The sequence below is a fragment of the Okeania sp. SIO2C9 genome (assembly GCF_010672455.1).
Classification (GTDB): domain Bacteria; phylum Cyanobacteriota; class Cyanobacteriia; order Cyanobacteriales; family Microcoleaceae; genus Okeania.
In genome coordinates, this window is sequence record NZ_JAAHGO010000153.1 from 1 (window position 1) to 9,018 (window position 9,018).

At 35.1% G+C, this 9,018-nt stretch carries 8 protein-coding genes; 3 read left to right on the forward strand and 5 right to left on the reverse strand.

Annotated features, from left to right (window positions below; translation table 11 throughout):
* From F6K23_RS39385 to F6K23_RS39395, 3 genes are all read left to right on the forward strand, one after another.
* The coding region (locus F6K23_RS39385) for a hypothetical protein (protein ID WP_293166488.1) at positions 1-255 on the forward strand (255 nt) is incomplete at its 5' end.
* A gap of 93 nt (positions 256-348) precedes the next feature.
* Positions 349-777: a transposase gene (locus tag F6K23_RS39390; protein ID WP_293166501.1), complete on the forward strand. Its 429-nt coding sequence runs from the start codon at positions 349-351 to the stop codon at positions 775-777.
* Positions 758-1,516 carry an RNA-guided endonuclease TnpB family protein gene (locus F6K23_RS39395; protein ID WP_293166490.1) on the forward strand — a complete coding sequence of 253 codons (759 nt, stop codon included), beginning with the start codon at positions 758-760 and terminating at the stop codon, positions 1,514-1,516. The genes F6K23_RS39390 and F6K23_RS39395 overlap by 20 nt, the downstream gene beginning before the upstream one ends.
* 1,239 nt (positions 1,517-2,755) lie before the next feature.
* Here the strand turns inward: F6K23_RS39395 and F6K23_RS39400 are convergent.
* The 5 genes from F6K23_RS39400 to F6K23_RS39420 form a co-directional block, all read right to left on the reverse strand.
* Entirely contained in the window at positions 2,756-3,910 is a 1,155-nt protein-coding gene (locus F6K23_RS39400; RefSeq protein WP_293166492.1) for an NDP-sugar synthase, read from the reverse strand.
* Positions 3,911-4,655: 745 nt separating this feature from the next.
* Entirely contained in the window at positions 4,656-5,501 is an 846-nt protein-coding gene (locus tag F6K23_RS39405) for a segregation/condensation protein A (protein ID WP_293166494.1), read from the reverse strand.
* A 393-nt stretch (positions 5,502-5,894) separates the two neighbouring features.
* On the reverse strand, positions 5,895-6,257 hold the full coding sequence (locus F6K23_RS39410; protein ID WP_293166496.1) for a LapA family protein: 363 nt from the start codon (positions 6,255-6,257) through the stop codon (positions 5,895-5,897).
* Between the two features lie 489 nt (positions 6,258-6,746).
* Positions 6,747-7,493 carry a DUF3153 domain-containing protein gene (locus F6K23_RS39415; RefSeq protein WP_293166497.1) on the reverse strand — a complete coding sequence of 249 codons (747 nt, stop codon included), beginning with the start codon at positions 7,491-7,493 and terminating at the stop codon, positions 6,747-6,749.
* Positions 7,494-7,495: 2 nt separating this feature from the next.
* Positions 7,496-8,803 carry a TldD/PmbA family protein gene (locus F6K23_RS39420; RefSeq protein WP_293166499.1) on the reverse strand — a complete coding sequence of 436 codons (1,308 nt, stop codon included), beginning with the start codon at positions 8,801-8,803 and terminating at the stop codon, positions 7,496-7,498.
* Between the last annotated feature and the right edge of the window lie 215 nt (positions 8,804-9,018).

Sequence of the window (9,018 nt, forward strand, 5' to 3'; positions counted from 1 at the left end):
AGCGTAACACAAAAAAGTACACAATGCAAGAAACTAAGTGGACGCTACGCGGTTTATTTGTTGGTCGGCAATTCCCCTCCCGTTAACATTCGTATAACGGGAGACCCCTTGCCGACATCAAAGTTGGGGAATCAAAGAAGGCTCCAACCTTTACTTGTCAATGGTTTTATAATTAATCAGCAAGCCCTAAATAGTATTACAAATTTCAGGCGATCGCTTCACCGAAAAATGGGGTTTGAAGCCTCGCCCTTCTAGGGCGACTTTTAAATTGGTTTTTCTTCAACAACTATGTTATCATATTGTTAGTTTAAAGTCATACTATGAAAGCTAGATTTAAGTACCGTATCTATCCAACACCGGGACAAAAATACCGAGAGCGCAAAGTTATTTGGTTGCGTCCGTGTTGTCTGGAATGATAGTCTAGCTTGCTGTCAAGAAAAATACAAATTAGGAGAGAAGAAACCTGCTAACTCTGAACTACAAAAACAGTTTATTACTCAAGCTAAAAAGGTGGAGGATAGAGAATGGTTATCAGAGGTTTCAGTTGTACCATTACAGCAATCATTGAATGATTTAAACCAAGCTTATCAAAACTTTTTCAGTTCTACAAAAGGCCAGAGAAAAAGCCAAGCCATAAAACCTCCCAAATTTAAAACCAGGAAATCAAAACAGACTGCCAGGTTTACCTTGAGGGGGTTTAAAGTACACCAAGATAAAGTTTATTTAGCCAAGATTGGAAAACTGAAAGTAGCCTGCTATGCGAAAACTACCCAGTGAGCCTAGCTCAGTAACAGTTATTAAAGATGCAGCTAATAGATACTTTCTTAGTTTTGTAGTAGAAATACAACCAGAAACTTTACCAAAAACTGATAATTCAGTAGGCATAGATTTGGGTATTAAAACCTTTGCAACATTCAGCAATGGTACAAAGATTGATGCACCAAAACCATTGAAAAAACGGATTAAAAAGTTAAAAAAGTTAAGTAAGTCATTATCTAATAAAACTAAAGGGTCTAAAAGGTATGAAAAAGTACGGGCTAGAGTTGCTAAGTTTTCCTTCGGAATGCTGCGCAAACATGGTAAATTAAAAGATACAAGGACAGATTTTCTGCATAAATTATCTACTAAAATAATTCGTGAAAACCAAACAGTTGTTTTAGAGGATTTGAATGTTTCTGGCATGGTAAAAAACCGCAAATTATCCAGAGCTATATCTGATTTAGGTTGGCGACAATTTAGAACTTTCTTAGAAGGAAAAGCAGAAAAGTATGGTCGTGATTTGAGAGTAATTAGTCGTTGGGAGGCGACGACTCAAAAATGTTCATGTTGTGGTTTTCGTGGATGCAAATTAGACCTTCAAGTGCGAGAATGGGAATGCCTTAATTGTGGTGCTAAACACGACAGAGATGAGAATGCAGCAATAAATATATTAGTCGCGGGCGGGCAGTCCGAGACATTAAACGGACGTGGAGGCAAGCATAAGACTAGCGCATCTGGTAGCAGCAGCCTGTGTTAGCGGAGCTTTGCGCCAGCAAAACGTCAACCCACCGAAGAGCTACGGTTCAGTTTTGTTTCTCCGCGCCTTCAGGCCGGAGAGGATGTCAACAATTCAAAAGGGAAAAAAATGGCATTCCTGAATTAAGGTATGAAAATAAAAACTGAAGAATCTCAAATATTTGTTATTCAATAGTTTAGTAATTGCCAAAAAAATAGTAAGCATTTCCTGCGGAATGCTGCGCAAACAGCCGTCAGCTAGCCTCCTGTCCGAGGAACTGCGTTATCAGCACTTCCCTGCGGGATGCGCTCGCATTCAGCTATTGCTTTTAGTGTTAGATCAAAGCTTTACTAATTGAGGTAGATTTAAATCTTAAATCTTACTACCAAAGTCCGCTGAAACAGTCTATTTTTATTTAAACTCCCTTATGATAGCTGACAGCTAATAGCTAAATGCTTACAAAAAATATAAATCATACCCACGCATCAGTAACGCCAAAAAAATTAATCAATTTCCTTCCCTGTTCCTTAAATTTAAACTACAAAAAACAGTTGTTAAACCGTTTAGTTCGCTATTATACCAATTTGAAAAAAGAATGTTACGAATAGTAAGAGAAATAAAAAGACTTTTCAGAATATTTCCTTTGACAAAAAAGATGACTTCCAACCTGAAAAATGGTATTCAAGCCATTCCCATACAATTCCTGACTCCTGACTCCTAAGAAATATTGTAGTTATTTGTAGCAAACATTTATCAATTTGGTATTATCTCCTCTCTTAAAGAAGGCACTTATGCTGTTTGCGCAGCATTCCGCAGGAAAAGCAGCTATACTCTTATCCCAGAATGACCTAGGAAAGGAAAAATTGTATGGGGATACTCAACGACCAGCTACTCCGTGTCTTAATAACCCCAAACAATTTTCAGCACCATGTAGACTGTGAGATATTAAACCTGCCACAGAGAAAGATAAAACTTTTGAGAATTAGGTTTTTAATTGTTTTCAAAGTTTGAATATCTTTAAAAATTGCCGCTTCTTTCTGAATAATTTGGTAGGGACTTTACTGATACAATACTCCGCAAACAGCAGCTGTACAGCCAGGAAAATATTGCTCATATACTATTGTCGATATAAACTATATTCTGCTAATTTCTAAAGTTTAAACTCAAAAAGTGAACAACTCTTGTTTCCTAGAATTCTCATCTATAGAAGAGTTAACACACAGTCAAAAAAATTATCAACCCTTCGTTCTTCATTAGAAATTAACCGCCATTTTCTTGCAAAAAATCCTTAATTATATGTTCTTGAGGAGGCTCAGGATGACGAGTATCAGTAATTAGCCAATCAAGAGCAGCAGCTTGAACATCAATAGATGCTCCAGTCTTATCAACACAATAGCGACCAAATACTAACTTATCAATCAAACGAATTCCTGGGCCTAAGCGAGAATACTCAAAAATTACACTGCTATTAACAGTAGCTCCACTACAAATCCAGCAATTCGGACCAATCATGCTCGGCCCAACAATTTTTGCTCCATCTTCAATTCTGGTCATACCACCGATATATACAGGCCCTTGGATATCCACCTTATCCCAGTTAACCGCTACATTTAAGCCTGTATAAATTCCTGGAAATACCTCCTTACCAGGAATAGAAACATTTTTGACTTTCCCCATAAGTACATCATTAATTGCTCGCCAGTAGTCTGGAACTTTTCCAATATCCACCCATTCAAAATCCATTGCCACACCATAAAACGGCGCTCCGGTCTCCACCAACTTAGGAAATAACTGACTACCAATATCAAATTCCATACCAGACGGAATATAATTAAGCACTTCTGGCTCAAAAATATAAATACCAGTATTAATATCAGTACTAAGAGCTTCTTCAACTTTTGGCTTCTCCTGAAAAGATTGAATTCGCCCTGCTTCATCTGTCACTACAACACCATAACTAGAAACCAGTTCGCGAGGAATAGATTTCATAATAACGGTAGCCATCGATCCTTTTTCTTTGTGCCACTTGAGTGCTGCGGTCAAATCCAAATCTATCAAAGCATCACCACAAAGGACTATAAAAGTATCATCAAAGTAAGGATAAAAGTCTTGAATTCGCCTCATACCACCAGCAGAACCCAGTGCCTCCCCAATCAAGTTTCCATCCTCAATTCGTCCTTCAAAAGAATAAGCAATATCTACCCCAAACTTTTGACCATCACGAAAATAATCCTCTATTTCCTTTGCTAAATGGCTAACATTGACCATAATTTGGTTAACACCATGTTGACGAAGCAACTCTACCAAAAATTCCATTACTGGTTTTTGCAGAATAGGAATCATTGGTTTAGGAATGCGATAAGTAATTGGACGAACACGAGTTCCTTTACCGGCTGCCAGAATCATGGCCTTCATTTAAGTTTCCTCCACCTTTGAAATGTCAAAAATACTTATATCTGTGTTTTCAATTAACACAATTCACTCCGTTAAAATTTCAGATTAACAGAGAGAAGAGCAAAATGAGAATTTTTCACTTTCCCTATTTAAGAGATGATTTATAAAGTAAATATTAAGAGGCTAAATTCCTTGCTCTACTTGGGTTTTGGCAGTGATAGCCCAATAATACCTAAATCCCTGAGAGTTAGATTACATCAGGGTTTTAGCTAAGTTGACAAATCAGCTCTAAAGGTAGATAGATAAATTTTTATCTACCAATCTTTTATTTATTTTTGGCTAAATATTGAACTAATGGACATATTTTTCTCGCTGATATATAAATAAATACCGGAGAAATAATTTTCCTTAGATGTTTTCTAATTTTCAGCTTGATGGTTTTAATTTAACTAGGAGGAAGTAAGAAAGAGGGAAGAAAGAAGAAGGTTGAGTAATATTTTTTACACCCTGTAACCTGATCCTTAGGTACAAGCTTTGGAGATCAATGGGGTCAATCTCCAACTTTTTAAATTAGATTAAATATAGTTATGGACTAACCACAACTATATGCTGTCAACTTCTTTCCTGCTTCTTACTTCTTTTAAATATAGAGATTTTAAGTGTACATTATTATACTACGCTTTTTTTTCAGAGAAAAGTATATGAATAAGAGTTTTATTCAGATATAAATTAAAGTTCCAAATTTTGAGTTTTAGGAAAGAAGGCATTAAATATTCTTCTCTAAAACCGATCGCCTCTCGGAAGTGGATGAAATAGTACGGATTTTAATCTCTTGATAAAATTCTTCTTGGGATAATTCAACTTTCGATTGAGCAGAAAGGAGTAGTAGTGCCCAAAATACACCTACTCGGTCAGAGTTGACTTGGACATTATTAGATTCATTTTCAGCTTTAGACTGTAATACTGAGGACCATAATTCTAAAAGGCGATCAAATTCAAAGCAACCTTCACTACTCTGTGGCGACCTTTCTAGAAGGAACTTTTCTAAGTCACTAGCTGTATCTACTAAATTTTCCTGGTGGGCTAATTCTGCAATTGCTCTAGCCGCTTGCTCTCTTGCTTTTGAGCTAGTTTTGCGAGTACGGGGACGTACTTTTCTATCTTCTATAGTAGACTTGATGAGTTGTAACTGCTCAATTAATTCTTGAAGGGTGACTCGACGTTTGCGCGGAGAAGGAGCAACAGCACGACGACGCAATTGTTGTTCTAATTTCAGTGGTATTTTTGGTGTTTCAAAAGTTTCTGCTTCTGGAATTTGGACTTCTTCAGATATCTCTGAATTATTTTCAGATGATTCTGAATTAGCTAAGTGATCTGCTTTGAGCCATACTAATATAGATGCGTATAAAAATGCTTGACCTGACTGAGACAAATTTGTAAAGTCATCACTTGCAGAAATATTTGACTCAGGAGTTAGTTTACTTAAGTAGCGGTCTATTACGTCAATTACTTGAACATCCCAAGGATTAATTTCTCCCTTTTCTGCTAAGTTTGTTAGTAAAGCAATTCCTTCTGAAACGGTTTCTGAAACTTGAGGAATTCCAACTGTCATGTCTATAGTTCTTTCCTATACTTTAATATAAATAATTCTCAGATTAACTTGTAAATTTGTTAACCTAAGAACTCGCACTTTCTAGTCAGCGCAGGACTATTTAGAGTAAGTGACATACTCCCACACTGATTACAAGAATCAAATGTGGGCTTCTCAGCGACTCTACTATGTAGACATTGACTGAGCTATCAAGGGATGTCCCACCTCTACAATTAACAATTAACAATTAACAATTAATAATGAAATATTTGCCTTTTAGTTATTAATTATTCATCATTAATTACATTATTTGGTGTCGATCATAAATCTTTAAATATCTATATAGAAGAACATTTCGATCTATCTAAAGCTATATTGCTGCTAGCTTCACTAATTATGATTTTATTTAGAAACTTATGCTTCAGTAGATTTCCCTGTTTCAGATACAGTTTCTGCTGCAGGTAAACTAGCTCTTTGGATCAGTTCTTCTTGATAGCGTTCCATGTCTTTTTCTAATTCCTCAATGCGTTTATTTCTGCTACGAATTTCTCGCATTTCTCCAAAAGTTGTGATGGTACGTTGAACTCTTGACCACAAGTTAAATACCCATGCTAAAATAGCTCCTAACCCTGTAGCAATTACAAGTTCTACAGATAAAGGGGCTTCAAATTCAATGCCTTGAATAAGTTTGATTGTAGTTAATTGAGTATTCTGTAAACTGAATAACACCAAAGCTAAACAAACTAAAAAAATCAGCAAAAAGTTAATCGGTCTCATTATTTTTGTTTTGATTTATTTTGATAACTACCGATACTTAATTTATACCAGATAAAGTATAGATTGACAACAATATATTTGTAAGCAAACAGCCGTTAGTTATTAGCTATCAGCTATTAATTTTGGGGAAGGTCATTTCAGTTATCAGTACCTCTGCAATAAGGAGGCTTGACCTTGGCGAATATTATCTTTTTTTATCCCCTTAAAAGGGGAGGCGCATACCCAGATTTTTTCGGTAAAAGCAGCCCTTGAAATTGAGAAATAATAAGAAGTTACTGTCAAAGTATCCTTCCCAAACCTTAGAAGTAATTATTTATTATTAATTGCTGTTAATATAGTTCCGACCCAGTCAGCTACCTGACTGCTAATAGCTGTTTGTGCATTCCGCAGGAAATGCTTACATATATTTTATAATGTTGATGCAGTAGCTTGATTTTTTCATCCTCAAATTTTAGGCTATCTGTAGTCTAAAAATAAATGTTGATTAATCTATTTTTTAATAATTCCTAAAGCTGGCAGTACTTGATATTTTAAAGCTATACCCAAATAAACAAATAAACAAATTAAGATTGTACCTATTCCTATAGGACTAGGAATCCAAAAAACTACGTCTAATGAGTTAGATTCTCCTGGATTTAATTTCCAGACAATTTGTCGGTCATTTAGATAAGTTATTGCATTATTTTCAGTTGCTTTAATATTGCTAAAACCCCAAGGTGTAGTTAATTTAAACTCTAAATCTAATAACTCATCTGGATTAACTATAACTTTGCTCTTAGATGTAGATAATTGCAAATCTAAATTAATGCTCAATTTATTCCGCAGTGCTAAAAATAAATTATTCTGACTTACTTTAATCTGAGATTCTAATTTAGGTAAATCTTCTGTAATATCGGCAGAATAATTGTCAGATTTTTGTGTATCTATAGGTTGAAAAAAACGATTAAATTTTTCTTCTAATTCCGCACCATTATTAAAAGGAATTGTAACTAAAATTTCTTGAGAAGATATTTTTTTAGTTTTTCCTCGTAATTGACTAACTCTGGTTTCTATACTGTTTAACCATTCAGAAACTATCTTCCCACTGAAATTATTTAACTCATCTGCTAATTTAATATGTTGCACAAATTCACCGTGGTTTTGGCTCTCAAAATTTATTCCCAATTCATATTGAACGCATCCATTCAATAGTAAAACTGCTAAAAAACTAATCAAAATAACTTTAAGCACTTTCATATCTAAGCCTCCCTTGTTGCTACACCTAAATTTTGAAATACAATACATGGTAAATAATAACTATTACCAACTAATTCAGGAAAATTGCCGATATCTACCAAATTTTGAAATGCTTCAAAAATATTACCTGCCACCATTGTATTCTTAACTCTACCCGTTATTTCACCTTTTTCTACCTTATAACCTAAATCTAAATTGACAGAAAATTCTCCTGCTAGTTGATTAGATTTACCCCCTCCTAATACCCGGTCTACTATTAAACCTTCTTTTATATTACTAATCAATTCTTTTTCAGAAATTTGCCCAGGATTAATACTCAAATTTACTAAACTAGGAGTTGGTTGAGATAGTCCATTTCGGAAACCATTGCCAGTGGACTTACATCCAGCACGAGCAGCCCATTGTTGGTCCCAATAGAAACTTTTCAAAGTCCCTGCTTCAATAAAAGTCTTGACCATAGTCGGAATACCTTCGTCATCAAAGGGACAATAATCATGCCCTATATTTGGGTCTTCAAAGAGAGTAAAGCGGGGGTCAAACATAGTTTCTCCCAATTTATGGGTAAGAGGGGAAGCTTTTTGTACCACAAGCTGTCCAGATAAAACAGTTTTAAATAATCTAGCGATCGCCTTTCCTACTGCGGTGGGAGTAAAAAATACAGGAAAATTTCCAGTAGTAATCTTAGCTGAATTTTCTGCCCATCGATATTTTTGGATTAATTTTTCTAGTAGTTTATTGATATCTAAGGGTAGCTCGTTTATAACATCTGAAGTAGATATTTGGAGAAAGTCTTCATTCCGAACTAAGTTACCAGAAATATTAACATTAACTAACTGATTAAACCTTTGAGCATAAACATCAGTATTAGTCAAAATTTTAATATTTTTGTTCTGAATATTAAAGTCTATATTGACTAGAATATCGGGGTGATAATTATGAATATTTTCAATAATTTCTTGACCAGAAGTAATTAATTCATTAACTTGAGGTAAATTACACTCTAATTTTGGGTAATTCAAATTGTATGAAGAAGCAAATTGAAATTGTGCAATATCGCTAACTTTTGCTGTTTGAATTGCTCCCTCAACTAAATCCTCAATTCTCGTCAAATCTGTAGAACTAGCAAAACCTAATCTACCTTGATAAATTAATCTGAGAGCTACTCCTTGTTGAGCCTTAGTTTGTAGAGATTTTAAACGATTATTTTCAAATTTTATTGGTGTTTCCTGAGTAGACAAATAATAAATTTCTACAGCTTCAGCTTTCTGAGTAGCTAACTTAAGAATTTTGTCTAGAGTAGACTCACTCATATTGACATCTCCTCCAAAAGAGGGAGTAGGGGGAAATAATTAACAATTAACAATTATCTCTCCTTGAAAACGGATTAGGATTGACGCGTTGACGTACTCCCCGGCATAAATGCACGGGGATTCTCAGGCGGATGTTACGAAGCGGGATAAATCCACGCTTCTCCACCCTTTTTCCTGTTTCTTAGGCTCTTAACTAGACCGTTTCGGGTCCCCGT

Coding starts and splice junctions, on each gene's coding strand:
- F6K23_RS39415 (WP_293166497.1), bottom strand. CDS start 7,493: ATGAAAGTGCTTAAAGTTATTTTGATTAGTTTTTTAGCAGTTTTACTA.
- F6K23_RS39410 (WP_293166496.1), bottom strand. CDS start 6,257: ATGAGACCGATTAACTTTTTGCTGATTTTTTTAGTTTGTTTAGCTTTG.
- F6K23_RS39400 (WP_293166492.1), bottom strand. CDS start 3,910: ATGAAGGCCATGATTCTGGCAGCCGGTAAAGGAACTCGTGTTCGTCCA.
- F6K23_RS39395 (WP_293166490.1), top strand. CDS start 758: ATGCGAAAACTACCCAGTGAGCCTAGCTCAGTAACAGTTATTAAAGAT.
- F6K23_RS39405 (WP_293166494.1), bottom strand. CDS start 5,501: ATGACAGTTGGAATTCCTCAAGTTTCAGAAACCGTTTCAGAAGGAATT.
- F6K23_RS39420 (WP_293166499.1), bottom strand. CDS start 8,803: ATGAGTGAGTCTACTCTAGACAAAATTCTTAAGTTAGCTACTCAGAAA.